This is a genomic window from Macrococcus carouselicus (assembly GCF_004359515.1).
In the GTDB taxonomy this organism is placed as follows: Bacteria; Bacillota; Bacilli; order Staphylococcales; family Staphylococcaceae; genus Macrococcus; species Macrococcus carouselicus.
The window spans coordinates 1,027,045-1,053,745 of the sequence record NZ_SCWD01000001.1 but is presented as its reverse complement, the minus strand read 5'-3'; the positions used below and the strand labels follow the sequence as shown (position 1 = coordinate 1,053,745).

The window sequence follows — 26,701 nt, the reverse complement described above, 5'->3', positions numbered from 1 at the left end:
CCCTGTCTCAGGGAGCGCCTTTTTATATTGAGGAGGCACAAATGTATATTGACCAGGCATTTCAATTAGTGAAGATGACAGCGGGCCAGACCGGACGTAATCCGGCAGTCGGCTGTATCATTGTAAAGGACGGTGCGATCATCGGTTTCGGTGCGCACTTAAAAGAAGGAACTGCCCATGCTGAGGTCCAGGCCATCCGCATGGCAGGTGACGCACGTGGTGCAACACTGTACTGCACACTGGAACCTTGTAATCACACCGGTAAGACGCCGCCGTGTACGGAAGCCATCATTCAGGCCGGTGTTAAGAAGGTCGTCTTCGCTGAACGTGACAGAAGTCTTGATGATACAGGCGTCCGTTATATGGAGTCGCATGGCATCGCAGTGGTGCATGAGCCAAGTGACGAAGTCAGTGACTTCTATCAGGCGTTCTTCATCTCAAAAGAAGAGAAGCGGCCTTTCGTCACGCTTAAGCTTGCATCGACACTTGACGGCAAGCTGGCCGATGACCATAACAGCAGCAGATGGCTGACCCATGACAAGTCGCGACGCGATGTTCATGCACTGAGACACACCTATGACGCAGTGCTTGTCGGTCGCGCGACTTATGACATCGATCAGCCGAAGCTCGATGCGCGTCACGTCAGCGATAAAGTGCCGGCGAAGGTCATCATCACAAAAACAGGACAGCTGAAGATTCATGGCCAGGATCAGGAGACTGACCAGAGAATCATCGTGCTGAGTCCGACACCGGTTGAATACGCAGAGACCATTCTGACCGATGACTTCCGGCCGGCGCGTCTGCTCGAGCTGCTGCATCAGGCCGGCATCGGCCGGCTGATGATTGAAGGCGGCTCGGCAGTCATCAGTGAATTTATAGAACAGGATTGTTTTGATGAGATCGTCATATATTATGCCCCGAAATTACTTGGCGGAACGCTTAACAATCGCTTTTATCATACAGTGGAAAGTCGCATGATCAACCTCAGACTGACTGATGTCAGACGATTTGATGATGATCTGCGGCTGACCTACCGAAAGGGGCAGACAGATGTTCACAGGACTTATTGAAGAAATTGGTACTATTAAACAGATCAAGCAGCAGGGGGCATTGAAGATGACCATCGGCTGCAGCAGGATTCTTGACGATATGAAAATCGGTGATTCCATCGCTGTGGATGGCACCTGCCTGACGGTGACGTCCTTCACTGCAGATTCATTTGATGTCGATATTATTATCGGCACGTCAGACCGGACGAAATTCAGATCGCTCTCAGCCGGCTATCAAGTCAATCTTGAGCGGGCGTTATTGCCTACGACGCGTATGGGCGGTCACTTCGTATCAGGACATGTCGATAACACGGGAAAAGTGCTGCGCAGACTGACAAAAGGGAATGCAGTTGTCTATCACATCAGCCTGGAACGCAGCGACCTGAAGTATGTCATCCCAAAAGGTTCAATCGCAGTCGACGGGACATCGCTGACGATATTTGACTTGAATGCGAATTACTTCGAGATACAGCTGATTCCGGAGACACAGGAGAAAACGAAACTGCTGTCTCTGAAACCAGGAGATACCGTTCATCTCGAGTTCGATATGCTCGGTAAATATATCGTCAGACAGGAGGCATTATCATGATGTTTGACAGCATTGAAGAAGCATTGCTTGACCTGAAGGCCGGTAAACCTATCATCGTCGTCGATTCAGAAGACAGAGAGAATGAAGGTGACCTGATCGCTGTGACAGAATTCATGCCGCCTGAGGTCCTGAACATGATGATCACAGAGGCGCGCGGTCTGGTCTGTGCGCCGGTATCTCCGGAACTTGCAGATAAGTTCGGTCTTGCACCGATGACGGTCTGCAACAATGATCCACACGGTACAGCCTTCACGGCAAGTATTGACCATGTGAATTCAACGACAGGTATCAGCGTGAATGAACGATATGATACTGTTCGGGCCTTCTTAGATGAAGATACTGCCTGCTTTAATTCACCGGGCCATATCTTTCCGCTGATTGCACGCGGTGGCGGTGTTCTGGAGCGACAAGGCCATACAGAAGCCTGCATCGATTTAGCCAGGTTAACGGGTGCAGAGCCGACAGGTGTGATATGTGAAATCATCAAGGCGGACGGTACGATGGCACGCCGTGATGATCTGATTGAGTTCAAGGAACAGCATGACCTTAAACTGATCACAATAGAAGCGCTCATCCAATACCGTAAGGCGCATGAGCCGCTTGTTGAACGTGCGGCTGTTGTCGATATGCCGACATCTTACGGTCATTTCACAGTCTACGGTTATCAGGAGTTATATAGCGACAAGGAACATGTCGTCTATATGAAACCTTATGAAGGAATCCCTGATATCCGCCTGCATTCAGAGTGTCTGACGGGTGACGTCTTCCACAGCAAGCGCTGCGACTGCGGCGAACAGCTTGAGAACGGACTGCGTCATATCGATGAACACGGCGGACTGCTGATCTATCTCAGACAGGAAGGCCGCGGTATCGGGCTGATCAATAAGCTGAAAGCCTACGAGAAAATTGAACAGGGGCTGGATACAGTGGAGGCGAACGAAGCGCTCGGCTTTGATGCAGATCTCAGAGATTACGGCGTCGCAGCAGCTATTCTGCGTGACCTCGATATCCCGTCAGTGAATCTGATCACGAACAACCCGCGTAAGATCGATGGACTTAAGAAATACGGCATCGATGTACGACTGCGCATTCCCCATCAGTTTTCGAGCAACCCGGATAACAGTCATTACTTATCAACGAAAAAAGACAAATTAGGACATCTACTGGAGGAGAATTTAATATGAAATTTGATGCGAAAGTAACAGGACAAGGACTTAAGATTGCGATTGTGTCTTCACGTTTTAATCACTTTATTACAGACCGTTTGAATGAGGGTGCGTTAGACACACTGATCCGTCATGGTGTCGAGGAAGCAGATATCGATCAGCTGCTCGTGCCCGGGGCATTTGAAATCCCGTTTGCCGCGCAGAAGCTCGCCAAGCAAGGCAAGTATGATGCCATCATCACACTCGGATGCGTCATCCGGGGGGCGACGACACATTATGATTATGTCTGTAACGAAGTCGCAAAAGGCGTGTCTAAAGCCAATGAGTTCGGAATACCGGTTATCTTCGGTGTACTGACAACTGAATCAATCGAGCAGGCGATTGAACGTGCCGGTACGAAAGCAGGCAATAAGGGCGGCGAAGTGGCAGTAGCGGCGATTGAAATGGCAAATCTCAATAAAATGCTGGATGCATAAAAAATAATCCTTTCTCATATGAGAAAGGATTATTTTTTGCTTATTTACGACGCTTGGATGCAAACGCTGCGACTGCTGTAACAGCTGCAAGAGCCCCTGCACCGACAGCAATATTTCTGTTCACTTGTGGGGTGAAGATGGATTTAGTGACGAGCTGCAGATTCTGCGGACGCTCTGCAAGTCGACGGACGAAGTAACCGTACCAGTCCTGACCGAACGGCACGTAAACACAGAACTGATAGCCCTGCTTCGCAATCTCTTCCTGAAGCTCCGTACGGAAGCCGTACAGCATCTGGAATTCAATCAGATCTTTGTTCAGGTTGTGCTGATTGATGAATTTCTTGACGTGGTCAATGATGTTATGGTCATGCGTTGCAATTGAAGTCATCGCTTTAGCAGAAAGCAGACGCTGTTCGATTAATCTGATGTAGTTCTCATCGATATCTTCTTTCGTCTGATAAGCCACTTCAGGACTTTCCTTGTAAGCCCCTTTTACTAGACGAAGACGGACATCTTTATATTTCTCGATTTCATCTGTCGCACGGAACAGGTAAGCCTGGATGACTGTTCCCACATTTTTGAACTCTCCTTTTAAGCGGTCGAGAATCTCGAATGTCTGGACTGTATGGTTGTAGTCCTCTGTATCCATGTTGATATGCATATTACCGTGCTTATGAGCTGCAAGTAAGATTTCGCGGATATTCTCATAGCAGAACTCTTGGTCCACATCGAGACCGATCTGTGTTAATTTAACTGACATATGCGCCTTGACGCCTGAATGGTCAATCGCTTCAATCATGGCGATAATCTCTTCCTTAGCCTTTGTCGCTTCTTCTTTTGAGAAGACAAATTCTCCTAGATTATCGACAGTCGCTGAAATGCCCTTACGGTTCAGTTCTTTGATGGCTTCAATCGTAGAGGGAATATCTACCCCTGCCACCACTTTATTTGCGCCAAGTGCCAGACCATATCTTTTTGCTGCTGCGTTCAGTGTCTGATTCTCACTTAACATAATGAAGAAATCTCTTGTTAAACCCATGGTGAAACCTCCTAATGTTTTCATATAACCTAATATATTTTACTATAAATATGCTAAAAGTTAAGCGTTTTCTTTCCGGATGGAGGTTTAATTTTGTGTAATATTATATTATCGGAGTGTGAGCAATAAAAAAGCGCCTAATCTTCTGATTGGACGCTTCTGTCTGCGATGATTTCACTTGATAACGGTTGAGCACTGATTTCGATCAGCTGAGGTACAGCAGTGAATAGACATAGAACGATGACTACCTTTTTAAGCAGGCGCATAATATCCCCCTTGAGATCTCTTAGCCATAGTTTAACCATTTAATATGAAGGAAAGTTTAAGGGAATGTAAATTAATTATTTACTTTTTCAATGTAAGTAATAGAGTAAGCGTTTTTATCATGTATAATGATGAAAACGAATAAGGAGAATCAGGATGAGAGATTTAGGCGTTTATTTTGGAACCTTTGCCCCGTGCCATGTCGGTCACTTTGAACAGATTGTGAGAGCGAAACGTGAGAACAAGCGCGCACTGGTCATTGTGTCTGGGTATGACGGTGACCGGGGTGACCTTGCAGGCATGAGTCTGGTCAACCGGACGAAAGCGATGCGGGAGCTCCTGCGTGATGATGATAATGTCACTGTGATGAAGCTGGACGAGACTTCTATTCCGAAGTATCCGGCCGGCTGGCAGCCCTGGCTTGAGCTGCTGCAGTCACATATTGAGGAGATCGTGGACTTCAGCACTGTCACTTTCTATGTCGGAGAGGATGAATATATCGAACCGCTGCAGACTTATTTCGATGTGAAGTGGCCGGAGCAGGACGTCAGAATAGTGCGCGTAGACCGCAGAATCACAGGAATCAGCGGCACTTCTATCAGGGAGAATCCTATCTATAACTGGGATTATGTCACACGTCCATTCCGTCGGTTCTTCGTGCAGAATGTACTGATCATCGGTACGGCGAGTACCGGGAAGACGACACTGACGCGCGACCTTGCGCGCCGTTATTCCACTTCCTACTCCCTCGAATATTCACGTGAATATCAGACGGAGCGTCAGGTCAAGGATGACGAACTTGATATCAAGGACCTGCAGGCCATCGGTATCGGACAGTACGAAGTGAACCGTCAGCACATTCACTCACCAGGTACGCGGAAAGTCTTCTTCGCTGATACAGATGTGATGACAACAAAGCTGTATGCCAGAATCTATCTGTCTGACGAGGATTACGCAAAAATAGCACCGGTGTTCGACTTCTATATCTCCCAGCAGACGTGGGCGCTGATTCTGCTGCTGCCACCGACAACGAATTACGTGGATGACGGCTTCCGAGATATGGCACAGGCCGACACGGACTCACGTAATAAGATGCATCAGATGTTCCTGGATGAACTGGAACAGAAGGGACTCATGGAGCGTACGGTTGTGCTGCAGGGTGAAAGCTTCCAGGAAAAATATGAGGAGGCACATCGACTGGTCGATGAACTTCTCGCAGAGGGGAAAGATAACTGATGTTCTTGATCAAGGATTTCAAGGGGTTCACGAACTATGAAAAAGCGATGTTCGGCTTTATCTTAATTGCACAGCTGGCCATTCTCGTCTATTTCTGGACGATAGGTGGAAACTTCACGGTGATTAGTTTGATATCTGCCATCTCAAGCATTGCGGGTGTTGCCTGTGTTGTGATGTCTGCTAAAGGGCGATTGAGCACATTTGTATATGGCCTGATACAAGTTATAACTTATGGATATGTCAGCTATAAAAGTTTTCTTTATGGTGAGGTGGGCCTGCAGATTGTCTTTGGTATCTTTCAGTTTATAGGGGCATATACATGGATTAAAAATATGCATAGCGACCAACTGACTGATGATGAGGCCGTACAAGAGGTTGATTCCCGTGGTCTGACCATGACGGGGTGGATTTTTACGTTATTGGCAGCTGTCATGATTTATTTCTTGGCCGGTAACTACCTTCATTCATATACTGATGCTAAGCAGCCATTTGTTGATGCTATTGCTGTTGGTCTAAGTTTAGTAGGCCAGACACTGATGACGCTGAGATATAAGGAACAGTGGTTTTTCTGGATGGTGATTAACGCAGTTTCTATCTTTCTCTGGACCAGGCTGATGATCATTAATGGGGAACTAACAGCTGAAGGCGTATCATCTATTACTATGTGGGTCGTCTTCCTCATCAACAGTGTCTATGGCTATTATTACTGGAAGAAACTGCAGCATGTGCAGCCAAAGGGGAAATATTAAGTTAATGTAAAGGTACGAAGGCTATTCTTTAAATAATCTTAATAATTATTCAGGAAGCAGGATGATAGAATAAAGCTATATTGATGAATAATTTAAAGAGGTGTATCTATGTTTAGAGATATGGCGTACTATATTTTCGGGCAAGAAATTGACCCATTCTTCCAGCTTTTTATTTTTGAACCGATTATTATTACCATTATTGCCGTCCTGGTGGCAATGATCACTAAAAAAGCATGGACAATGGCACTTGTGATCCTTCTGCTTAATATTATCGATAATGCAATCGATGTGAATTTCTTATTCGGAGATCAGGGGATCGGTACGATCGTCACTCAGAATATCGCATACTTCTTCTCGAACTTCTTCTCCATGTTCTATGAATTCGTATTCAGCTTCTTACTTGCGGGTCTGCCAGTTATGCATAAAAAATTCGGTATCGCTTAGGCGATACCGTTTTTTTACTGGTGCTCTTTCTTATAGCTTTGCGCTTTATCTGCGTATTCCTGAACGATGCGTTCCATATCCTTGTAATCTTCGTCAGTCAGATCGCGGACAACTCGGGCAGGGCGGCCGAATGCAAGCTTGCGGGGTGGTATTTGAGTGCCGGGCGTCACCAGTGAGCCTGCACCTATAAATGCGTATTCACCGATTTCCGCACCGTCCAGTACTGTTGAGTCCATGCCGACAAGTGCATGATTTCTGATTGTGGCGGAATGGAGTGTCACACGGTGGCCGATGGTGACGCGGTCCTCGATAACGAGCGGCTTGTCCGGCGACTGATGCAGGCAGCAGAGGTCCTGTATATTGCTCTCCTTACCGATGATGACGGGGCTGACGTCACCCCGGATGACGGCGCCGTACCAGACAGACGCGCCTGCATCGATTCTGACATCTCCTGTAACAACAGCATTTGGTGCGATAAAGGCAGTATCATGAATCTCTGGCAGTTGACCTTGATAGTTCACAAGCATAATGAATCTCCCTTTCTTTTTTTGCTATAATTAATCATATCATGAATGATGAAAGTAGGCAGACATATGTGGAAGTGGGAAACAGATAAAACAGCAAAAGGCGTCGTTGTGATTGTACACAGTATATTGGAGCATCATGGTCGCTATGCCTGGCTTATCACACAGCTCAGACGGCACGGCTATCATGTAGTGATGGGAGACCTGCCGGGGCAGGGGCAGACATCCCGTGTCAGTAAAGGTCATATCAACTCATTCGCTGACTACCATGAAACAGTACTGGACTGGATTGATGTGGCGGAAGAATATTATCTGCCGGTCTTCGTCATCGGGTCAGGGCTGGGCGGACTGATCATCACGAATCTGCTTGAACATGTGACACTGAAACTGGAAGGCGTTATTTTATTGTCACCGCTCTTCGGATTCCAGCATACGACAGCAACGCGCAAGAATTTCTTCGCCTCAAGCTTCGGAGGTACGTCTAAAGATGCGAAATTTGATATGAAGATTGACTACGGAGAGCTTACAAGAGACGCGGATGCTGTTGATGAAGCGAAAAGCGATCCGCTCATGGTGAAACAGGTCAGCTATCACTGGTACCGTTCCATTATCGAGACGATGAAAGAAACGATGGAGAACTTAGACCGGATTGATCCGGTTGCGATTCAGCTGCATTACGGGACTGAGGATCATCTGATCGATGTGAGTCAGCTGAAATTATTTGAGCGTGAGATGGCCTGTGAAGTACATAAATGGCAGGGTTACTATCATGAACTCCATCAGGAGCCTGAAAACGATGAAGTTTTAGGGAGAATAGTGGACTTCATGGATGAAAGAATCCGACGTATAGGGTTGATAGTGGAATAAGAAGGTACAAGAAACATCATGGTGAGGGGGTAGCCGCATGTCCCGTAATCAACATGAAATAAGTGATAGGGTCACACTAAATGAACTGAAGAGATTGATACTATTAAAAAACGGTAAGCCTGACGGCTTACCGTTTTTCTATTGCACAGATAAAGGGGGGATTGTTTCTCTGGTTGATGAATTCATATTTCAGGATATGTGCTTTGTCCTGATCGTAATGCTGCAGAAATTTGAGTACTGCTTCTTTTTCAATCTGACCTTCAGCGTGCCCGGGGTAGATGACGAGAATGATGACACCGCCTGCTTTCAGGAGGTCGAAAAGTTCATTGATGGCCTGAATGGTTGTTTCAGGTAATGTCACGATGGACTTATCACCACGCGGCAGGTAGCCGAGGTTGAAGATAGCGCAGCTGATGGCTTCTGAGAGATACTGTGCCGCGTTCTGATGGCCGTCATGGATATAGGTGATATTTGAGTGAGCAGCCGTCTTCACCTTTGCGTGCTGTATGGCCGTCTCCTGAATATCAAAAGCAAAGACGTGGCCGGCATCTGTCACCTTTTCAGCGAGATAAAGGGTATCGTTGCCGTTGCCGCAGGTGGCATCGACGACATGGTCACCTGGTGCGACGAACTCATCAATCAAGTGTTTTGAGAACGGCAGTATACCTTTAAGCTTCATCAGTGACAGCCTTCTTGTAGTGTTTACCCTGCCAGCTGTCGCGACGGATCAGCTCCTGGTCGATGGCGTTCAGGACTTCCCATTTGTTGACACTCCACATCGGTCCGATCATGAGTTCGATCGGACCGTCACCTGTGATGCGGTGAATGATCATCTCAGGCGGCAGGATTTCGAGCTGGTCTGCAACAAGACTGACGTAATCCTCTTTCGTCATGAATTCAAGCTTTCCTTTTTCGTACTGCTTGATCATCGGTGTGCCTTTCAGTAAGTGGAGCAGGTGAATCTTGATGCCCTGGACGTCCATATCAGCGACAGCCTGTGCCGTCTCCATCATCATTGCGTAGTCCTCTCCCGGAAGACCGTTGATGATATGCGAACAGATATTGATGTTGTGCTTGCGGAGTTTCGCAATGCCGTCGTAATAGCACTGCATATCGTGCGCACGGTTGATGAGGTCTGACGTCTCCTGATGGACGGTCTGCAGACCGAGTTCCACCCAGAGATAGGTGCGTTCGTTCAGTTCAGCAAGATACTCGACGACATCATCCGGCAGACAGTCAGGACGAGTCGCAATGGACAGGCCGACAACGCCTTCCTGTGCGAGGGCCGCCTCATATTTTTCCTTCAGAACGTGAAGCGGAGCGTGTGTATTGGTATAGGCCTGGAAGTAGGCGATATACTGGCCGTCCTTCCATTTTTCGTGCGTCCGGTTCTTGATCTTCTCGAACTGCACCGGAATCGGGTCGACCCGCTCACCGGCGAAGTCACCTGAACCTGCGACTGAACAGAATGTACAGCCGCCGTGTGCCACCGTGCCGTCACGGTTCGGGCAGTCAAAGCCGCCTTCAAGCGCGACCTTGAAAATCTTCTGACCGAATTTCTGGCGCAGATGGTAGTTCCATGTATGATAACGTTTATTATCGAGTGCATATTTGAATTGTTCCATTTTTACTCACCTTTCTTATTGTAGGATTTTAACACAAAACGTTGTCTTGTGTCGTAAAAAAAGTTAGTCTATTGAGGAAGGGGTGAAAAAATGAAGATGCCGCGTTTAGTCTGGCTGCTGGTCATCGGTATGGCGGTCAATGTGACAGGTGCCAGCTTTATATGGCCGCTGAATACGATTTATATACATAATGAGTTAGGGAAGAGTCTGAGCATGGCCGGTTTTGTGCTTATGCTGAATTCGGGCGCCTCTGTTGTCGGCAACCTGCTCGGCGGGAAAATGTTTGATCGTTTAGGCGGATATATCTCAGTGATGAGTGGCATACTGATTGCCTTAGTGAGTCTGGTCGGCATGGTGATCATTCACACATGGCCCTGGTATCCGATCTGGCTGATACTGATCGGTTTCGGGTCGGGGATTGTCTTTCCTTCCATCTATGCGATGGCAGGTGTCGCATGGCCGGAAGGCGGACGTCGGACGTTCAATGCCATTTATCTGGCACAGAACTTAGGCGTGGCGATCGGTGCCGCATTAGGGGGATTTATGGCGGATATCAGTTTCAATATCATCTTTATAGCGAATTTAGTGCTGTTCATCGTCTTCTTTTTCATCGCGCTATTCGGTTACCGTGAAGCGGGTAATATTCACAGGGGCCGTAAAGTCGAAGAGGTCAAGGAAATCGTCGATAAAAGCCGTTTTCATGCGCTGCTGCTTGTCTGTGCGGCGTATTGTCTCTGCTGGGTCGGCTATGTGCAGTGGCAGACAACGATTTCCAGTTACACGCAGAACATCGGCATCAGTCTCCAGCAGTACAGTCTGCTGTGGGCGCTGAACGGTGTGCTGATTGTCGTCGGCCAGCCGCTCATCCGTCCATTTGTACGGCTGATTGAAGATAAGATCAAGACGCAGATAGCAGTCGGCATCGGGATATTCATCGTGTCATTTGTAGTGACAAGCTTTGCCGAGAGTTTCATGATGTTCGTTGTCGGCATGGTGATTCTGACGATTGGTGAGATGTTCGTCTGGCCGGCCGTACCGACCATTGCCAACATACTGGCACCGGAAGGCCGCGTCGGGACGTATCAGGGCATCGTCAACTCGACGGCGACTTTAGGACGGGCAATCGGACCCGTAGCGGGCGGTATTATCGTTGACCTGTATGATATGCAGACCATGTTCTACGCGATGATCGCTTTGTTATTGCTGAGTTTCGTCTTCCTGAAAGTGTATGACCGTAATTTAGCAGAAGAATAGTTGAGGGAAGTCCGCCGGAGGAGAGAGGCGGGCTTTTTTGTTGGGGAAGAGTATGAGTCTTAAGAAAGTACACAGTCAGGTAACAGAAACTGTATTGTCTTTTTCCTGGAGAAAAAATGGTTCGCATTCACATAAAACACCTTATCTCATTTCTGTTCGTTTAAAAATATTGAAAAAAGATGACATGAGCTATCCTTCTGCACATCCAGAACCGGAATTGCTTCATTAAGCGGTCAATCTGAAGCGCCTTATGTCCCCTCTTCTTCCTGTCATAACTGATAAATAATTTAACCTGTAAAAACTCCTTGCACAATTTTCTGAATCATTTTATAGTAGATATTAACTGGAGTAGTAACCTTCAATCATTTCTGTAGAGAGTCAGTGGTGGTGCGAACTGATAATGAGTAGAGGTGAACTTGCCGGCGTTCATAATTTCAAACATTAAGCTGCACTTAACGGTGAATTGCGGGTGGTACCGCGGTTGTCTATAGTAGACAGTCGTCCCTCTTATAGGGATGGCTGTCTTTATTTTTTAAGGAGGAATTACCATGAACTTCAATCATCAGGAAATTGAGAAGAAATGGCAGCAGTACTGGGCTGACAACAAAACATTCAAAACTGAGGAACATTCAGAGAAACCGAAATTCTACGCACTGGATATGTTCCCTTATCCATCAGGTGCCGGTCTTCACGTCGGTCACCCGGAAGGTTACACGGCGACTGATATCATGTCACGTTTCCGCCGCATGCAGGGGTATAATGTCCTTCATCCGATGGGCTGGGATGCCTTCGGTCTGCCGGCTGAGCAGTATGCGATTGACACGGGGAACGATCCCGCGGAATTCACGCTGAAAAACATTCAGACGTTCAAACGGCAGATTCAGGAACTCGGCTTCAGCTATGACTGGGACCGCGAAGTCAATACGACAGATCCAGCCTACTATAAATGGACGCAGTGGATCTTCATTCAGCTCTACAACAAGGGACTGGCCTATGTGGATGAAGTGGCTGTCAACTGGTGCCCTGCACTTGGAACCGTCCTGTCGAATGAAGAGGTCATCGACGGCAAGTCAGAGCGTGGCGGCCATCCCGTTATCCGTAAACCGATGCGTCAGTGGGTCCTCAAAATCACTGAATATGCAGACCGGCTGTTAACTGATCTCGATGAACTCGACTGGCCGGAATCCCTGAAAGATATGCAGCGGAACTGGATCGGACGCTCTGAAGGGGCTGAGGTGACCTTCACCATTCAGGATACTGACCATACGTTTGATGTCTTCACGACGCGGCCGGATACGATTTACGGTGCGACTTATGCCGTACTGTCACCTGAGCATACGCTCGTTGATATGATCACGACAGACGAGCAGCGTCAGGCTGTCAAAGATTATCAGGCGCAGGCTGCGCGTAAGTCTGACCTTGAACGTACCGATCTTGCGAAGGATAAGTCAGGGGTCTTCACGGGTGCCTATGCGATCAATCCGTTCACGAATGAGCCGATACAGATCTGGCTCTCTGACTACGTGCTCGCATCTTACGGTACAGGTGCGATTATGGCAGTGCCTGCACATGATGAGCGGGACCATGAGTTCGCGAAGCAGTTCGACTTACCGGTTGTTCCGGTGCTGGAAGGCGGCGATGTCACACAGGAAGCCTTCACCGGTGACGGCGTTCACATCAACTCCGGTGAGCTTGACGGCCTGAACAAAGAGGACGGCATCAAAAAAGCCATCGAGATGCTGGAGGCGAAGAACATCGGTCGGAAGAAGGTCAGCTACAAGCTCCGCGACTGGCTGTTCTCCCGTCAGCGCTACTGGGGTGAGCCGATCCCAGTCATCACATGGGAGGACGGGACGATGACGACGGTTCCTGAAGAAGAACTGCCGCTCATGCTGCCGAAGACTGAACACATTAAACCATCCGGGACAGGTGAATCACCGCTCGCGAATATCGAGGATTTCGTCAATGTCACGGATCCTGTCACTGGTTTGAAAGGACGCCGCGAGACAAATACGATGCCGCAATGGGCAGGCAGCTGCTGGTATTACCTGCGCTATATCGATCCACATAACGACGAAGCACTTGCTGACCCTGAGAAATTAAAAGAATGGTTACCGGTCGACCTCTATATCGGCGGTGCCGAGCATGCTGTTCTTCACCTGCTGTATGCGCGGTTCTGGCACAAGGTGCTGTATGATATCGGTGTAGTGCCGACGAAGGAACCATTCCAGAAACTCCTGAACCAGGGGATGATTCTCGGTGAAGGTAACGAGAAGATGAGTAAGTCTAAAGGGAACGTCGTCAATCCTGACGATATCGTTGAATCCCACGGGGCTGATACTCTCCGTCTTTACGAGATGTTCATGGGACCGCTTGAGGCATCGATCGCCTGGAGCACGAATGGTCTTGACGGTGCACGTCGCTTCCTCGACCGCATCTACCGCCTCTTCATCACGGAGCAGGGCACGCTCACTGAAAAAGTGACGACTGACGCAACGCCTGCCCTTGATAAAGTCTACAATCAGACTGTGAAGAAAGTGACAGAGGACTACGAAGCGTTAGGCTTCAATACAGCGATCTCGCAGATGATGGTCTTCATCAACGAGGGCTATAAACAGGATAAAATCAGCAAATCCTACGTGGAAGGTTTCGTGAAGATGCTGTCACCGATCGCACCGCATATCGCTGAGGAACTGTGGCAGAAACTCGGTCATACGGATACCCTCACTTACGAAGCCTGGCCGACATTCGACGCATCCAAACTCGTTGACGACGAGATTGAGGTCGTTATTCAGGTCAATGGTAAACTGAAGAAGAAAGCGTTGATCGCTAAAGACATGCCGAAAGAAGAACTTGAAGCCTTTGCACTCGCTGAAGAGGAAATCAAGACAGCGCTGGAAGGTAAGACGGTCCGTAAAGTCATCGCAGTACCTAATAAACTCGTCAACATCGTGGCGAATTAGGGGGGCATTATGACTTACGACATTACACCTCAATCACTGATGCAGAAGATGGAGAGCGATGAGTCGATGCATATCATCGATATACGCGAGGACTACGAAGTGCAGACAGGCATGCTGAAAGGTGCTGAACATATTCCGATGCAGACGATTCCCGACCACATGCATACGTTCAGACAGAATGAGCCTTATTACATCATCTGTGCACACGGCGTCAGAAGCGAGAAAGTAACTGGATATCTGCGCGACCATGACTTTGAAGCCTATAACGTGACAGGCGGCATGGCAGCATTCTAAAAAAGGCGGTTCTCATTCAGAGAGCCGCCTTCTGTGCGTTCAGCCCTGCCACGTAACCTGTGACGAGGGCACTGGTGATATTGTAGCCGCCTGTATAGCCATGGATATCAAGTACTTCGCCGCAGAAAAATAGATTATCATGCAGCTTCGACTGCATCGTTGCCGGCTGAATCTCCTTGATGCTGACACCGCCGCCTGTGACAAATGCCTTGTCTATAGGCAGTGTGCCGTTAACTGTCAACGTGAATTGCTTCAGGCTGTTCAGAAAAGTGGTCAGGTCCTCACGCTTCAGATGATGATAGTTCGTCGTCTCGTCTATGCCGGTCCGCTCCAGTAAAAAAAGCAGGAATCGTTCATGCACGAGGCCTCTTAAGCTGTTCTTGATAGCTTTATCCGGATTGTCCTTCAGTATCTTCGTCACGCGCTGAGTGAGTGCATGCAGTGACTCATCCGGAAAACAGTCTATGGTCATTTGGATAGCCTGTTTCTTCTGGCGCTGCTGTTCCTTGTAGACGAACTGCGAGCACCTGAGCGCTGCAGGACCCGAGATGCCGAAGTGGGTGAAGAGCATATCCATCTGATGGGTGATAGCGGGCTTGCCGTTCTTTCTGAGAACACTTAAAGCAACATTCTGCAGACTTAGGCCCTGGAGCACTTTCGATCTGATGAAGGGTTCATTCGAAGTGATCGGCACTTCCGTCGGAAAGAGGTCCGTGATGGTATGGCCTGCCTGCATCGCAAATTCGTAACCGTCACCCGTTGAACCGGTCTGTGGCACGCTTTTGCCTCCCGTAGCAATGATGACAGAGCGACATACGAATGTTCCGCGGTCAGTTTCAACGCCTGTAATTCTGCCCGCTTCCATCACAAGCTGATTCACCTTAAGATTCGTCTTGATGTCGACCTGATTGTCACGCAGATGACTGAGCAGTGTCTGCACGACGTCCTTGGCGTTGTTTGACACAGGAAACATCCGTCCGTTATCCTCTTCCTTCAGTTTCACACCTTTTCCTTCGAAGTATGAAATGATGCTTTCATTGTCGAACGTATTGAATGCACTATATAAAAACTTGCCGTTACCAGGGATATGTTTGATGATCTCCTCGTACGGCAGGCGGTTTGTGACATTGCATCTGCCGCCGCCCGAGATCTGCAGCTTGCGGCCGAGCTGGTCCTTCTTATCAATCAGCAGTACTCTGCCGCCTTGTTCGCTTGCGCTGATAGCGGCCATGAGTCCGCTCGGGCCGCCGCCGATGACGATTGTCTGATACATACGTATCCTCCTTTTTTGTTTGATATTACGATGAGAATTAATTTAAAAGTAGTTAACCTTAAATAAAGATGATAATATATGGATAGTTTAAAACTTGAGAGTTAGGGATGAAGATATGTCAGAAAGCAGTTCATTAGTCAGAAGTACCTTTATATTAACGGCGAGTATTTTCATTACAAAAATACTCGGCATCCTTTACGTCATACCATTTTACGCCATTATCGGGGGTGAGAGCAATCTTGCGCCTTATACGTATGCCTATCAGCCGTATGTCGTCATGCTGACCATTGCAGGGGCGGGCGTGCCACTTGCCGTTGCAAAATATGTCTCGAAGTATAATGCACTCGGGGCTTACAGGGTCAGTGAGAAACTCTACAAGTCCAGTCTGCTCGTCATGAGTCTGTCGGGGCTGCTCGGTTTCATTATATTATATCTGCTGTCACCGATGATAGCAGAGGCGACACTTGCAGGAGACGGCCACCAGGGTGCCTGGAGCGTCGATGATATCACGCATATTATGCGCGTCATCTCCTTTGCCGTCATCTTCATACCTTTCCTTGCCACGTGGCGCGGTATCTTCCAGGGCTATGATTCCATGGGACCGACTGCCGTGTCAACAGTCATCGAACAGATAGCACGCATCATCTTTCTGCTGGTCGGTGCCTATCTCGTCCTCCATGTCTTTGATAAAGGTCTGCTGCTCGCAAATGAAGTGGCGACATTCGCCGCGGCGATCGGTGCTGTTTTTGCGCTGCTTACGCTCTGGTACTACTGGCGTAAACGGAAACCGTTCATCGATCAGATGATTGATTCGGATGCGACCGGTATTGATGTCGGTTATCGTTCGATGTATAAGGAGATTCTCCTCTACAGCATACCGTTCGTCATTGTCAGTCTCTGTGTTCCGCTCTATATTATGATCGACCAGTTCACGCATAATAAAGGACTCGCTATCGCAGGCGTACCGGCAGCACAGCATGACCAGCTGCTGACGATGCTGAACCTGACCACCAATAAACTGGTGATGATTCCGACTTCACTGGCGGGGGGGTTCGCCATCAGCGTGGTGCCATCAATCACCAGAACATTTGCTTCCGGTCGCATACGTGAGATGCATCAGCAGATCCGAACAGCACTCGGTGTGCTGATGTATCTGACAGTACCGGCCTCGCTCGGTATTCTGCTGCTCGCCGCGCCGCTTTATACCGTGTTCTACAGCTATGACACTACAGCCACCCATATCCTGATGTTCTATGCACCTGTCGGCATCCTGTTATCTCTTATGTCAGTGACAGCAGCCATCCTGCAGGGAATCGATAAGCAGTCGCTTACGGTATGGATTGTACTCGGCTCCATCGTCCTGAAGGCCGTACTCAATCTGCCGCTGATCATTCTCTTCAAGACCAATGGCGCTGTATTCGCGACGGCCATTGCACTGCTTTTCGCCATCATCTGCAATATGATCGTTATCCGTAAATATGCACATTTTCCGCTGCGTTCAACGCTGAAGGAAACCGTCCAGATTGCCACTTTTACAGCCATCATGCTCATGGCTACCGGCTTTGTCTACTGGATTCTGACACAGTTTCTGAGCGTGGAAGTGAAGGCACAGGCGCTCATTATTGTCATCATCTGCGGACTTGTCGGTGGTCTCGTCTATGGATTGATCACGCTGAAGACAGGCCATGCAGAACGTTATCTCGGCAAACGTGTCGGCGGTCTTGCGAGAAAGCTGCATCTGTCATGAGGCTGGATAAATTCTTAGCGAATCACGGTCTCGGTACCCGGACAGAAGTCAAGCAGCTGATCAAAAAAGGCAATATCACGGTAAATGATGTCATCATCAAAAAACCTGAGCATCAAATAGCAGAGGAGAGTGACGTCATCGCGTCTGACGGCGACGTCATTCGCTATGAAAAGGCACTCTATATCATTCTCAATAAGCCGGCGGGCGTCATCAGTGCGACAGAGGACAACATGCATACGACTGTCGTTGACCTGATGCCGGAATACAGCCACTTTGATCTGCATCCGGTCGGCAGGCTGGACAAGGATACGGAAGGGCTGCTCATTCTGACGACAGACGGTCAGTTCAGCCACAATGTCCTCAGTCCGAAGAAGCATGTCAACAAGACCTATTTTGCCAGACTGGATGGTGAGGTCACGCCTGCTGCCATCCAGCAGTTTAAAGAAGGCATCACGCTGGACGACGATTACAAGTGTAAGCCCGCGGATTTACGCATCTTAGGATCTGGCGAGATCGAAGTGACGATTCAGGAAGGCAAGTTCCATCAGGTGAAGCGGATGTTCCAGGCGGTCGGCCGCACGGTCGTCTATCTGAAACGCATCAGAATGGGGAGCCTTGAACTGCCTGATGACCTTGAGACCGGGCAATACCGCAAAATGTCTGAGAAAGAAATTAATTTGGTACAACAGGTTTAGCAGTAGAGCCGCCGGGTATATTTACAGTACAAATATGACCATAGAGGTGGATGAATATGAATAACAAACCGAGCTTATTACGTACAGCATTAGTGCTTGGCGGTACGGCAGTCGCAGCCATTCTTTCTAAAAAAGAGAACCGTGACATGCTGATGAATGAAATCAACAAGGCGAAGCAGGATCCAAACGCTTACAAAGCGAATCTGACTGAAAAAGCGACTAACTTAACTCAGGTTGCGAAAGAAGAGGTAGCAAAAGCGAAAGAAGATCCAAATGCGTACAAAGCAAACTTAACTGATAGAGTTAAAGAAAAAGCAGCTCCAGTTGTAGATAAAGCAAAAGGCAAAGAAGGCGACTTCCCTAAAAATCAGGCTGATTACAAAGAGCAGGTGACTACTTTTGATGATGAAGGTGGCACAAGCAATATCCATATCGTGACTGACTACAGTCATGCAACGACTGACAACCCGACTGCTGTTGACAGAAACAACTTAAAATAATAGCAGCTTTCCAGGCCGTCCTTTCATGGACGGCTTTTTGTTATTTCAGTTTTTAACTTTTTTCATGTAAGATAAAAGTATGAAGAGGAGGAATGAACTATGTGGAGAGAAAAAGTAGCGCAGTATGAAGATCAGATGATTGAAGACTTGAAAGGTTTACTGGCAATCGAGAGTGTACGTGATGACAGTCTGATGTCTAAAGAGACGCCCGTAGGCCCTGGTCCAAGAGAAGCGCTTGAATATATGTACAGAATCGCTGAACGTGACGGCTTTAAAGCAGTTGATATCGATCACGTTGCAGGCCGTATCGAGATGGGTAAGGGCGACGATTTATTCGGCATCCTCTGTCATGTTGATGTGGTGCCTGCAGGCAGCGGCTGGGACACTGAACCGTTTGAGCCGGTTGTCACTGAGGACCGTGTGATTGCACGCGGCACATTAGATGATAAGGGGCCGACAATCGCAGCCTACTATGCTGTTAAAATTCTGAATGATATGGGTGTTGACTTCAAGAAACGTATTCATATGATCATCGGGACGGACGAGGAGTCCGGCTGGATGTGCACAGACCGTTACTTCCAGACTGAAGAGATGCCGGACCTTGGTATCGCACCAGATGCCGACTTCCCGCTGATTCACGGCGAAAAAGGCATCACAACGTTCGATATCATCCAGACATCCTCACCAGAAGGCGAGACACCGGAAGTTGAACTGAAAGCACTGAACGCAGGTGCCCGCTATAATATGGTCCCTGACTTTGCAGAAGCGAAACTCGTTGTGAGAGAGAAAATGGACTATATCATCCAGTCATTTGAGAACTTCCTGACAGAACATCATCTGACAGGCCAGTCTTCAGTGGATAACGGCAGCCTGCTGCTTCAGGTCGAAGGGAAATCTGTGCACGGTATGGATCCTTCAATTGGTGTCAATGCCGGTCTTCACCTCGTTCATTTTCTGAACACCCTGGATCTGGATGCGAAAGCAGCTAAGTTTGTTGAACTGGGTGACACTTACCTGTTTGAATCTCACTTCGGTGAAAAACTGGGTATGGCTTACGAAACTGAAGAGATGGGCCGTCTGACAACGAACATCGGTGTCATCAGCTATACAGATGTTGATGGGGGTCACTACGGGATTAACCTGCGTTATCCTACAGGCTTTGATTTCAATCAGCAGATTGCAGACTTCACAGAGCGCATCAAAGCGGATTTTGATATCGACGTCAACACACATCAGGTTCCTCACTATGTCGACAAAAATGATCCTTTCGTACAGAAGCTCCTGACTGCATACCGCAATCAGACAGGCGATATGACTGAGCCTTACACAATCGGTGGGGGTACTTATGCCCGTAACCTCGAGAAAGGGGTCGCATTCGGTGCCATGTTCAAGGATTCAGTCGATTTAATGCACCAGAAGAATGAATATATCACGAAGAAGCAGCTGTTCGATGCGACAGCGATCTATCTGGAGGCGATTCACGCCGTCTGCGTGGAGGAATAGAAATGAATATGATCTATTTCAACGGAGAATATGTCGAAGATCAGATAACCATCAGTCCGGATGACCGCGGCTATCAGTTTGGTGACGGTATTTATGAAGTCATTCGCGTCTATAACGGCAAACTTTTCACAGCAAAGGAACATTTTGAACGCTTACTGAGAAGTGCTGAAGAAATAAAGATTGAACTTAAATTGACAGTGGCAGACTATATCGCCATCTGTGAGCGGCTGGTTAAAGAAAATCAAGTGGAGACTGGGAATATATACGTCCAGGTCACACGGGGCAATGCAGTCCGTAATCATATTTTTCCTGAATCATCTGAACCGGTGACGTTCATCTATTCTTATGGTTCAGAACGTCCGGTACAGGGTATGAGAGAAGGGATCAAAGTTATCACAGCGGACGATATCCGCTGGCTCCGCTGTGATATCAAAAGTCTTAATCTGCTCGGCAATGTACTGAATAAACAGAAAGCACATGAAGCGGGTGCTGCTGAAGCAATCCAGATACGTGACGGCATCGTCACAGAAGGTGCATCAAGCAATGCGTATATCGTGAAGGATGGGGCGATTTATACCCATCCGACAGATAACCTGATACTGAACGGGATTACGCGGCAGGTGATTAAGCAATGCGCAGAAGAAAACCACATCCCTTTTGTCGAGAAAACATTCGGCATGGATGAACTGCTGGCGGCTGATGAAGTCTTGATGTCCAGCGTGTCCATTGAAGTGACACCTGTCATCCAGATTGATGACCGGACTTTTAATGTCGGTCCCGTCACACGTCAGCTTCAGGCTGCCTTTGAAGAAAAAATCAGCAGCCTGTAGACCGTTATGAAGCCGGTTGACGACATAACGATTATTTTCCTCTTGAATTAATACCTCAAAGGATATAGAATTTAAGCAAGTCGCTTTTTTGGACGTTGATTACTTGGATAAGGCTCTTGATTCTATCTCGAGCCTTTTCTTTTTTCCGAATGGAGGTGAACATGTTGGAACATTTCTATCAACTGGGCTGGACGCTCGACTCTGCTGGTGGTGCATCAGGTGAAGCCTATATGGCTGAGCAGGATGGACATAAGCTGTTCCTCAAAAGAAATTCAAGTCCATTTCTCGCGGCATTGTCTGCTGAAGGAATCGTGCCGAAACTGGTCTGGACGAAACGTATCGAAACAGGTGAAGTGGTCACTGCACAGCACTGGAAGAACGGTAGAGCGCTTGAACAGGAAGAAATGAAAGCCCGGCGTGTTGCACTTCTGCTCCGGAAGATACACGGTTCAAAACAGCTGCTCAATATGCTGAAGAAGCTTGAGATGAAACCGATGTACCCTTCCATGCTGTTAGCTAAGATCAATTCCTCATTATCACGGCAGGTGTTGTCTCATAGCGTCGTGCGTAGAGCACTCATATATCTTGAGGAACATATGCCGGTACTGGACAAAGCATTCTATACCGTCTGTCACGGCGATGTGAATCATAACAACTGGCTGCTGTCTGAACAGGATGAGCTCTTTCTCGTTGACTGGGAAGGTGCGATGATTGCTGACCCGGCCATTGACATCGGCATGATCCTCTATACTTATATCAAGCCTGAGGAATGGGAGAACTGGCTCAGTCTATACGGGATTGATGATTCACTGGCGCTCCGTAAGCGCATGAAATGGTATACCATCATTCAGGCGATTGCGATGGTGGAGTGGTACGAAGAGAAGAACCGTTACCAGGATATGAATCACTGGCTCGTCTTTCTGGATGAAGTGCTGACGAGAAATCGTTTTATATAAGGAGAAACGACATGAGAATGAGAAACAAACCATGGGCAGAGGACTTCCTGCTGGCTCATGCTGAAATCGTCAGTATTGACGAAGCAAGAAAAGGACAGATGCGGGAGTGGTTCAATAATGACCGTCCTATTCATATAGAAGTAGGCAGTGGAATGGGCCGCTTCATCACTGAGATGGCTAAGGCCCATCCCGATATCAACTATATCGGCATCGAACGTGATAAGAATGTGATGATCCGCATCGTCGAGAAAGCAGTTGAGCAGCAGATCAGCAACTTACGGCTGCTGACACTGGACGCAGAACATCTGGCTGATTATTTCTCACCAGGCGAAGTCGACCGTGTCTACCTCAACTTCTCTGATCCATGGCCAAAGACGCGCCATGCGAAGAGACGTCTGACACATGAGAATTTCCTGAAACTTTATGAGATTATCCTGAAAGAGGACGGCGAAGTCCACTTCAAGACGGATAACCAGCACCTCTTTGAATTCTCGCTTGAGAGTATGAGCCAGTACGGTATGAAACTGAAAAACATCAATCTGGACCTTCACACTGAGGAACCGCAGGATAATATCAGAACTGAATATGAGGATAAATTCTCTAATAAAGGCTTTCGCATCAACCGACTGGAAGCCACCTTCCAAGACTGCTGATTACAGCAGTCTTTTTTGTGATAACATGCTAAAATGATAGAAAAAGGGGATGATTACATGCATAACTTCAATGCGTCGATTGACCGTCGTCACACGAACAGCATCAAATATGAGGGTATGGATTTCATGTACGACACAACCGATATGATGCCATTCTGGATTGCAGATATGGATCTCGCGACGCCGCAGCCGATTCTGGACGCCCTGCGTCAGCGTCTGGAACATCCGATTCTCGGCTATACGACATGGAAGAACGATGCCTTTTATGAACCGGTCAAACACTGGTACAAGACGCGCTTCAACACGCGGGTCATAAACAATGACCTGATGTACTCGCCGACTGTACTGTATACCATCACAGAAGCTATACGCGCTTTGACCCGGGAAGGTGAAGGTGTTCTTGTTAATATTCCGAGCTACAATGCTTTTCTGACGCTGATTGAGGCCAACAGACGTGTTGTTGTTCCATCTCCTTTTGTATTTGACGGCGATGACTATAAGATGGACTTCGATGCTTTTGAATCGCTGTGCCAGCGTGCTGATATGAAAGTCTTTCTGCTGTGTAATCCACATAATCCGACAGGCAAAGTCTTTACAGCAGAAGAACTGGATGAAATGGTCGATATATGCCGGGCGCATGATGTCTTTATTATTGCGGATGAGATACATATGGATTTTGTCAGAAATGAGCAGGGCCATCAGTCACTTATCAACTGGATGAAACCGGACAGCAAGATTCTGGTGACAACCTGTCTCGGCAAGACTTTTAATATTTCAGGTATTCCGCATGCATTCTATGTGACGAAGAACCGCTTTATGAAAATGGAGCTGACCCGTCAGATGATGGCGGCAGGTGTCGGTAATCCGAGCGTTCTAGCGCTCAGTGCTATTGAAGCGGGCTATATGCACGGTGCCGACTGGGTGGATGCAGTCAATGACTTCATACTGCAGAATATGAGATTTGTAGAAGCGTACGTGAAAACATATCTTAATGACGTTCTGACTGTTCATGTACCGGATGCGACGTTCTTATTATGGATAGATTTCAGCAAAAGCGGCTACAGTGAGGACGATGTGCAGCATGCTCTGCAGAAGGTCGGCAAAGTGGCGCTCGGTATCGGCAGCACCTATACAGTTGAGGACAGCACACATTTCCGGCTGAACGTGGCGTGTGACCACGCACGGCTGGAAGAAGGAATGAAACGGATCAGGACAGCCTTTGACTGGCTGAAGGAACGGTAGATTTTTAGAAAAACGGTTCTCAGAGTACAATATGTACGAACCATCACAAAACAGAAATCACTACAGCCAGGCTGTAGTGATTTCTGTCGTATCCAGCAGTTCTCCGGAGTAAGCGTCGGCAATGAATTCAAATTCACCGTCAGCAGTCGTGATCCCCCCTCTATAGATCATCGTCTCAAGACCGAGTTTTTTATAGTTTTCCGGGGTATAGTCAATAAAAGCAGCTTCAACATGATTGAAATGTGCCTTTATGGCTGTCAGAACTTTATTGGGACTTTTAAGCTGGTAGCGTAAAGCGAAGAAATAACCTGCAAGCAGTAAAAGAGACAGAACGGCGATAATGGATTTATTTTTCATTTTCATCCTCCTTAAGTCTATTATCATCATTCAAGAGGAAATTACAAGTTTATCACTGACTTCAGAATCTTTTAGTTGACTTATGCACCCATTCCACTACAATGAAGCTATTCCGAGTAATTTAATAAGAATAGGAGAGAATAAAATGAGAAAGTTTTTAATGATGATGCTGGTAGTTGTCATATTTCTTGCAGCATGCGGGCAGTCAGATGACAGCAAGACAGAAAGCAAGAAAGCTGCCGATAAAGTCCTGACAATCGGTACGGAGGGTACTTACGCACCCTTTACGTTCCATGACAAGACTGGTAAATTAACAGGGTTTGACGTGGAAATCGCGCGGGCAGTCGCTGAAAAAATGGGTTACGAGGCAAAGTTCGTTGAGACGCAGTGGGATTCAATGTTTGCAGGTCTGAACGCCGGTCGATTCGATACTATAGCCAATCAGGTAGGTATCAACGACGAACGTCAAGCAAAATATCAGTTCTCTGAACCTTACACTTATACAAGCGCTGTTCTTGTAACGCGCAAAAACAGTGATATCAGTTCATTTGATGATGTAAAAGGCAAAAAGCTGGCACAGACGCTGACTTCCAACTACGGGAAACTGGCAAAAGATAAAGGGGCCGACATCACACAGGTTGAAGGTTTTAATCAGTCGATGGAGCTTGTTCTCTCCAACCGTGTTGAAGGGACTTTCAATGAAAAATTATCAGTGCTTGATTATATGAAGCAGAAGAAAAATGCAGATGTCAAAGTGATTGAAGGCGATGCAGAGAAAAGTGAATCAGCATTTGTCTTTACTAAGAAGACAGATAAAGTAATGATTGATAAAGTGAACAAAGCATTGGATGAACTGCAAAAAGACGGCGAGCTCAAAAAAATCAGTGAAAAATGGTTTGGCGAAGATGTCACTCAGCCTTAATGCAGAACAGCAGCATGCACTGGACGCAGCGACGCAGGCGTTTAGACCTATGCTACAGGGATTGATCACTTGGTCGATCCCTATTACTATCGTGACCTTTATTCTAGGTCTGATCATCGCGCTTGCGACCGCTCTCAGCAGAATCTCTGACAACCGTTTTTTGAGCACGATTGCCAGAATCTATGTCTCAATCATCCGCGGGACACCGATGATTGTCCAGCTTTTCATTATCTTCTACGGTATTCCTGAAATCGGCCGTCTGATGTCAGGGAATCCGGATCAGCAGCTGACACTGGCGCCGGTCACGGCTGCCATCATCGGCCTCAGCCTGAACGTCGGCGCTTACGCCTCTGAGATTATCCGCGGTGGCATCATCTCGGTTCCGAAAGGGCAGCGGGAAGCGGCCTATTCCATTGGTATGACAGAATGGATGACGATGCGGCGGATTGTGCTGCCGCAGGCACTGCGCATTTCGATTCCAGCTCTCGGCAATACATTCCTCAGTCTCATCAAGGATACGTCTCTTCTTGGCTTTATCCTTGTGGCTGAGATGTTCCGTAAAGCACAGGAAGTGGCAGCGACCAGCTATGAGTTTCTGTCTATCTATACACTTGTCGCTTTGATGTACTGGGTCGTCTGTTTCCTGATCTCTCTTGTACAGGGTATTTACGAACGCCGTATTGAAAGGAAGTATAGCGCATGATAGAAATGAGAGATATCCATAAGAGCTTCGGTGACAAGGCAGTCATCAAAGGTGTCGATTTAGAGGTGCGGGACGGAGAAGTCGTGGTGCTTATTGGGCGCAGCGGGTCCGGTAAGACAACACTTCTGCGCATGATGAATGCACTTGAGCTGCCGACGTCAGGTACTGTCACGGTTGACGGTCTGACGTATTCCAGTAGCAATAAGAGAAGTCAGATCGCTGTCCGTCAGAAATCCGGCATGGTGTTTCAGAACTATCAGCTCTTCCCGCACAAGACGGCGCTTGAGAATGTGATGGAAGGTCTGACAATCGTCAAAAAGATGTCCAAAGAGGAAGCGCGCCGAATTGCAGAGGACCTCCTGATGAAAGTAGGGCTTCAGAACGTGCAGCACCAGTATCCAGCAGGATTATCCGGCGGCCAGCAGCAGCGGGTCGGTATTGCACGCGCGCTGGCGATGAATCCTAAGGTCATGCTCTTTGATGAACCGACTTCAGCACTTGACCCTGAGCTTGTCAACGATGTGCTGAACGTCATGAATGAGCTGGCAAAAGAAGGCATGACGATGGTCATCGTGACGCATGAGATGAACTTTGCGAAGAAAGTGGCGAACAGAATTGCATTTATCCATGAGGGACAGATCGCTGAAATGGGGACGCCTGATGAGATATTCGGGTCGCCGCAGACTGAACCGTTGAAACGCTTCTTAAACGTAATTGAAACACACTAAGGCAGATGCTTATCTGTCTTTTTTTGCGTACACATCCTGAAAATTTTATTATA

Annotated in this window: 29 protein-coding genes; 22 read left to right on the top strand and 7 right to left on the bottom strand. The window is 47.8% G+C overall.

Going from position 1 to position 26,701, the window contains the following annotated elements; genetic code table 11:
- Positions 1–41: 41 nt before the first annotated feature.
- The 4 genes from ribD to ribH are packed head-to-tail and all read left to right on the top strand — an operon-like array spanning position 42 to position 3,280.
- Complete coding sequence (gene ribD, locus ERX40_RS05300) at positions 42–1,070, top strand: bifunctional diaminohydroxyphosphoribosylaminopyrimidine deaminase/5-amino-6-(5-phosphoribosylamino)uracil reductase RibD (protein WP_133417451.1); 1,029 nt, start codon at positions 42–44, stop codon at positions 1,068–1,070.
- Positions 1,051–1,638 carry a riboflavin synthase gene (locus tag ERX40_RS05295; RefSeq protein ID WP_133417450.1) on the top strand — a complete coding sequence of 196 codons (588 nt, stop codon included), beginning with the start codon at positions 1,051–1,053 and terminating at the stop codon, positions 1,636–1,638. Before ribD ends, ERX40_RS05295 begins: the two co-directional genes overlap by 20 nt.
- Entirely contained in the window at positions 1,638–2,822 is a 1,185-nt protein-coding gene (gene ribA, locus ERX40_RS05290) for a GTP cyclohydrolase II (RefSeq protein WP_133417605.1), read from the top strand. The genes ERX40_RS05295 and ribA overlap by 1 nt, the downstream gene beginning before the upstream one ends.
- A complete protein-coding gene (gene ribH, locus ERX40_RS05285; RefSeq protein WP_133417449.1) occupies positions 2,819–3,280 on the top strand; it encodes a 6,7-dimethyl-8-ribityllumazine synthase in 462 nt (153 codons plus the stop codon). The genes ribA and ribH overlap by 4 nt, the downstream gene beginning before the upstream one ends.
- Positions 3,281–3,320: 40 nt before the next feature.
- Here the strand turns inward: ribH and ERX40_RS05280 are convergent, their stop codons facing one another.
- Together ERX40_RS05280 and ERX40_RS11560 are read right to left on the bottom strand one after the other, a co-directional pair.
- Positions 3,321–4,319: a proline dehydrogenase family protein gene (locus ERX40_RS05280; protein ID WP_133417448.1), complete on the bottom strand. Its 999-nt coding sequence runs from the start codon at positions 4,317–4,319 to the stop codon at positions 3,321–3,323.
- 137 nt (positions 4,320–4,456) lie between these two features.
- On the bottom strand, positions 4,457–4,585 hold the full coding sequence (locus tag ERX40_RS11560; protein ID WP_279488133.1) for a hypothetical protein: 129 nt from the start codon (positions 4,583–4,585) through the stop codon (positions 4,457–4,459).
- A 154-nt stretch (positions 4,586–4,739) separates the two neighbouring features.
- Between ERX40_RS11560 and ERX40_RS05275 the strand changes: the two genes are divergently transcribed.
- The 3 genes from ERX40_RS05275 to ERX40_RS05265 all read left to right on the top strand — a co-directional run bounded on the left by ERX40_RS05275 (position 4,740) and on the right by ERX40_RS05265 (position 7,012).
- Positions 4,740–5,819: an AAA family ATPase gene (locus tag ERX40_RS05275; RefSeq protein WP_133417447.1), complete on the top strand. Its 1,080-nt coding sequence runs from the start codon at positions 4,740–4,742 to the stop codon at positions 5,817–5,819.
- On the top strand, positions 5,819–6,568 hold the full coding sequence (pnuC, locus tag ERX40_RS05270) for a nicotinamide riboside transporter PnuC (RefSeq protein ID WP_133417446.1): 750 nt from the start codon (positions 5,819–5,821) through the stop codon (positions 6,566–6,568). Before ERX40_RS05275 ends, pnuC begins: the two co-directional genes overlap by 1 nt.
- A 108-nt stretch (positions 6,569–6,676) precedes the next feature.
- Positions 6,677–7,012, top strand: a complete 336-nt coding sequence (locus ERX40_RS05265) for a hypothetical protein (RefSeq protein ID WP_133417445.1) — start codon at positions 6,677–6,679, stop codon at positions 7,010–7,012.
- 14 nt (positions 7,013–7,026) lie between these two features.
- Here ERX40_RS05265 and ERX40_RS05260 read toward each other — a convergent pair whose 3' ends face one another.
- Positions 7,027–7,539, bottom strand: coding sequence for a gamma carbonic anhydrase (locus tag ERX40_RS05260; RefSeq protein ID WP_133417444.1), 513 nt, complete (start codon positions 7,537–7,539; stop codon positions 7,027–7,029).
- A 66-nt stretch (positions 7,540–7,605) separates the two neighbouring features.
- Between ERX40_RS05260 and ERX40_RS05255 the strand changes: the two genes are divergently transcribed.
- Positions 7,606–8,403, top strand: coding sequence for an alpha/beta fold hydrolase (locus ERX40_RS05255; RefSeq protein WP_133417443.1), 798 nt, complete (start codon positions 7,606–7,608; stop codon positions 8,401–8,403).
- Positions 8,404–8,530: 127 nt separating this feature from the next.
- On the opposite strand, the gene mnmM is transcribed toward ERX40_RS05255, so the two are convergent.
- Positions 8,531–9,082, bottom strand: coding sequence for a tRNA 5-(aminomethyl)-2-thiouridylate-methyltransferase MnmM (gene mnmM / locus ERX40_RS05250; RefSeq protein WP_133417442.1), 552 nt, complete (start codon positions 9,080–9,082; stop codon positions 8,531–8,533).
- Positions 9,072–10,028, bottom strand: coding sequence for a tRNA modification radical SAM protein MnmL/YtqA (gene mnmL / locus ERX40_RS05245; protein WP_133417441.1), 957 nt, complete (start codon positions 10,026–10,028; stop codon positions 9,072–9,074). Before mnmL ends, mnmM begins: the two co-directional genes overlap by 11 nt.
- Before the next feature lie 90 nt (positions 10,029–10,118).
- Here mnmL and ERX40_RS05240 point away from each other — a divergent pair, with 90 nt between their 5' ends.
- The 3 genes from ERX40_RS05240 (at position 10,119) to ERX40_RS05230 (ending at position 14,539) form a co-directional block, all read left to right on the top strand.
- A complete protein-coding gene (locus tag ERX40_RS05240; protein WP_133417440.1) occupies positions 10,119–11,282 on the top strand; it encodes an MDR family MFS transporter in 1,164 nt (387 codons plus the stop codon).
- A 548-nt stretch (positions 11,283–11,830) separates the two neighbouring features.
- Entirely contained in the window at positions 11,831–14,245 is a 2,415-nt protein-coding gene (leuS, locus tag ERX40_RS05235) for a leucine--tRNA ligase (protein WP_133417439.1), read from the top strand.
- Between the two features lie 9 nt (positions 14,246–14,254).
- Positions 14,255–14,539, top strand: coding sequence for a rhodanese-like domain-containing protein (locus ERX40_RS05230; RefSeq protein ID WP_208001652.1), 285 nt, complete (start codon positions 14,255–14,257; stop codon positions 14,537–14,539).
- 16 nt (positions 14,540–14,555) lie between these two features.
- On the opposite strand, the gene ERX40_RS05225 is transcribed toward ERX40_RS05230, so the two are convergent.
- On the bottom strand, positions 14,556–15,812 hold the full coding sequence (locus ERX40_RS05225; RefSeq protein ID WP_133417438.1) for a BaiN/RdsA family NAD(P)/FAD-dependent oxidoreductase: 1,257 nt from the start codon (positions 15,810–15,812) through the stop codon (positions 14,556–14,558).
- 115 nt (positions 15,813–15,927) lie between these two features.
- Between ERX40_RS05225 and ERX40_RS05220 the strand changes: the two genes are divergently transcribed.
- From ERX40_RS05220 to ERX40_RS05185, 8 genes are all read left to right on the top strand, one after another.
- Positions 15,928–17,559, top strand: coding sequence for a putative polysaccharide biosynthesis protein (locus ERX40_RS05220; protein WP_133417437.1), 1,632 nt, complete (start codon positions 15,928–15,930; stop codon positions 17,557–17,559).
- A complete protein-coding gene (locus tag ERX40_RS05215; protein ID WP_133417436.1) occupies positions 17,556–18,254 on the top strand; it encodes a pseudouridine synthase in 699 nt (232 codons plus the stop codon). The genes ERX40_RS05220 and ERX40_RS05215 overlap by 4 nt, the downstream gene beginning before the upstream one ends.
- Before the next feature lie 56 nt (positions 18,255–18,310).
- Positions 18,311–18,754, top strand: coding sequence for a YtxH domain-containing protein (locus ERX40_RS05210; protein WP_133417435.1), 444 nt, complete (start codon positions 18,311–18,313; stop codon positions 18,752–18,754).
- Positions 18,755–18,853: 99 nt separating this feature from the next.
- Positions 18,854–20,257, top strand: a complete 1,404-nt coding sequence (pepV, locus tag ERX40_RS05205; RefSeq protein WP_133417434.1) for a dipeptidase PepV — start codon at positions 18,854–18,856, stop codon at positions 20,255–20,257.
- A 2-nt stretch (positions 20,258–20,259) separates the two neighbouring features.
- Positions 20,260–21,087: a D-amino-acid transaminase gene (gene dat / locus ERX40_RS05200; RefSeq protein WP_133417433.1), complete on the top strand. Its 828-nt coding sequence runs from the start codon at positions 20,260–20,262 to the stop codon at positions 21,085–21,087.
- 164 nt (positions 21,088–21,251) lie between these two features.
- Positions 21,252–22,043 carry a phosphotransferase family protein gene (locus ERX40_RS05195; RefSeq protein ID WP_133417603.1) on the top strand — a complete coding sequence of 264 codons (792 nt, stop codon included), beginning with the start codon at positions 21,252–21,254 and terminating at the stop codon, positions 22,041–22,043.
- An 11-nt stretch (positions 22,044–22,054) separates the two neighbouring features.
- Positions 22,055–22,696, top strand: a complete 642-nt coding sequence (trmB, locus tag ERX40_RS05190) for a tRNA (guanosine(46)-N7)-methyltransferase TrmB (protein ID WP_133417432.1) — start codon at positions 22,055–22,057, stop codon at positions 22,694–22,696.
- Positions 22,697–22,753: 57 nt separating this feature from the next.
- Positions 22,754–23,938: a MalY/PatB family protein gene (locus ERX40_RS05185; protein WP_165980665.1), complete on the top strand. Its 1,185-nt coding sequence runs from the start codon at positions 22,754–22,756 to the stop codon at positions 23,936–23,938.
- A gap of 60 nt (positions 23,939–23,998) precedes the next feature.
- On the opposite strand, the gene ERX40_RS05180 is transcribed toward ERX40_RS05185, so the two are convergent.
- The gene (locus ERX40_RS05180) at positions 23,999–24,295 is read right to left on the bottom strand and encodes a hypothetical protein (protein WP_133417430.1); all 297 of its coding nucleotides are present in this window, start codon (positions 24,293–24,295) and stop codon (positions 23,999–24,001) included.
- A gap of 145 nt (positions 24,296–24,440) precedes the next feature.
- Here ERX40_RS05180 and ERX40_RS05175 point away from each other — a divergent pair, with 145 nt between their 5' ends.
- From ERX40_RS05175 to ERX40_RS05165, 3 genes are read left to right on the top strand one after another with little or no spacing between them, the layout of a single operon-like run.
- Complete coding sequence (locus ERX40_RS05175) at positions 24,441–25,217, top strand: amino acid ABC transporter substrate-binding protein (RefSeq protein ID WP_133417429.1); 777 nt, start codon at positions 24,441–24,443, stop codon at positions 25,215–25,217.
- Positions 25,201–25,920, top strand: coding sequence for an amino acid ABC transporter permease (locus ERX40_RS05170; RefSeq protein WP_133417602.1), 720 nt, complete (start codon positions 25,201–25,203; stop codon positions 25,918–25,920). The genes ERX40_RS05175 and ERX40_RS05170 overlap by 17 nt, the downstream gene beginning before the upstream one ends.
- Positions 25,917–26,648: an amino acid ABC transporter ATP-binding protein gene (locus ERX40_RS05165; protein ID WP_133417428.1), complete on the top strand. Its 732-nt coding sequence runs from the start codon at positions 25,917–25,919 to the stop codon at positions 26,646–26,648. The genes ERX40_RS05170 and ERX40_RS05165 overlap by 4 nt, the downstream gene beginning before the upstream one ends.
- Positions 26,649–26,701: the final 53 nt, after the last annotated feature.